Genomic DNA, 2,004 nt, shown 5'->3' on the forward strand with positions numbered 1-2,004 from the left:
GCAGCCCGGGTTTGTTATGTAGATGCCGGTTGATGGGTTGGCTGGGTGTGGCGGCGGTAGTGGCTGGTCCGGGCCCGTGCTTGGCGTTGGCGTCGCCAATGTGACCAGGTCAGCCAGTGGCTGATCGGGTGGACGGTGTTGGCGATCAGCCTCGCGAAGAGGCGGCGAATTTCGGGCAGGGTCAGCGGGATGAGGGTCCGATCGGCCGCTTCGTGGTCGCGGCGTTCACGGGCGGCGATCACCGTCAGGATGGCCTGGGCGAGCATGACGAGGGTGACGTGGCGATGCCAGGCGTGCCAGCGGCGGACCTGCGGTTCGTCCAGGCCGAGGGTCTTGCCGGTCTGGAAGCAGGTCTCGATCGACCATCGGGTCCCGGCCACCTGGACCAGCATGCGCAGCGGTACTGGTTGGGGCAACCAGCAGCGGTAGAACGCCAACTCGCCGTCGCTGATGCGGCGGCGGATCAGCAGCCAGTGGTGGCCGGCAGTCTCGTCTGCGGGTGGGGTGATGCTGATCCAGGCCCAGTCGTAGTCGCGGGCGCCTTTGGATCCGGCACCGGCGGACAGGCGGTTCCACGCTCGGGTCGGTAGGTCGGCGGCGAGCCGGTCAGCGCGGACCGGGCCGTCGGTCGGGCGGGCAGTGACCCGGTGGCTCTTCGCGACCGCCAGGACGTAGCCGATCCCGTGGTCTTGCAGGTCGCGGCGGAGATGCCGGTCACCGCCGTAGGCCTCGTCTGCGGTGGCCCACGCTGCGGGCATGTTCGCGTCGAGGGCGCGGGTGAGCATCCGCCGGGCCAGGACGAGCTTCGTGGCGAACTCGACGTCATCGGGGATGCCGGCGGCGGCGCACCGATCGGGGTCGCCGGTCCATGCCTTGGGCAGGTAGACCTCCCGGTCGATCAACGTGTATCCGCCGGGCGCGGCATAGGCGAGGTAGACGGCGACCTGCGCGTTTTCCACTCGCCCTGCGGTCCCGGTGTACTGCCGCTGCACCCCGACGGTATGCACCCCCTTCTTCAAGTCACCGGTGTCATCAAGGATCAGCACCCCGGCCGAATCGCCCAACGCGTCGATCACGTAGCCGCACACGTCGTCACGGACCGCGTCGGCGTCCCAGACCGCCTCGCCCAGCAGCCGCTGCATCGCATGCGGCGACGCGTGGCCGGCCTGCTCGGCCAACTGCCAACACGACCGCGTGTCCACATCCGACAGCAACCCGAGCAGGAACGACCTGGCCTGTCGGCGCGGCTCCACCCGGGAGAACCTGCCCGCGATCCACGCGAACTCGGTGTCGAACACCGCCAACCAACTCTCGGCGTCTACGCTGTGCTCAGCGGCCGCCGCACGATCTTCACTCGTCTTCACAAACAGTGCATGATCAACCGGCGGCCGTCTCCCTGCCCGCAGACACGCCGACCACCCCGGACCAGGCTGAACTCATCGCCCGGGCCGCCGTCTCAGGTGCCGCTCAGCAGCGGATCCGAGGTTCTTCGCATCAGCCGGGACCTGCCAACCTGCTCGCTGAAGCCCCAACGCCGGTAAAACGGCATCAGGTCCGGCTGGCAGACGAGCTCGATGCTGCGCACGGCGGCAAGACGAGGATGCCCGACGATGGCGTCCATCAGCATCGCACCCAGGCCAGATCCCCTCGACCCAGGCGCGACAATCACGTCGAGCACGACTGCCAGGTACACCTCGTCCGTGATCACACGCGCGAAGCCGACCAACCGCCCTGACCGCCGGTGAATTAGCGCAACGACGAGGTCAGACGCGGCCAGTATCCGCGTTACGTCGCTGACGGTCGGGCCGGCTGTCCACCAGGCAGAAGCGAATAAATCCATCAAATGCGGCAGATAGTCGGCTCCGACCTCGTCCCGCACCTCAACCTCGGAGACCTCCACGACCACAGCATGCCAAGGTGATGCTGCAAGGCACCCACGACACCCGGGCACGGCGCCAACCACCGTCTACATCAGCGGTCATCTACATAACGAACCCGGGCTGT

Annotated in this window: 2 protein-coding genes; both read right to left on the bottom strand. The window is 67.7% G+C overall.

The features are described 5' to 3' along the window. Positions 1 to 14: 14 nt before the first annotated feature. Entirely contained in the window at positions 15 to 1,304 is a 1,290-nt protein-coding gene (locus ABGB10_RS33135) for an IS701 family transposase (protein WP_347664913.1), read from the bottom strand. Between the two features lie 152 nt (positions 1,305 to 1,456). Further along, positions 1,457 to 1,900, bottom strand: coding sequence for a GNAT family N-acetyltransferase (locus tag ABGB10_RS33140; RefSeq protein ID WP_347664912.1), 444 nt, complete (start codon positions 1,898 to 1,900; stop codon positions 1,457 to 1,459). Between the last annotated feature and the right edge of the window lie 104 nt (positions 1,901 to 2,004).

Source organism: Micromonospora sp. B9E7, from assembly GCF_039871815.1.
Lineage (GTDB): Bacteria > Actinomycetota > Actinomycetes > Mycobacteriales > Micromonosporaceae > Micromonospora.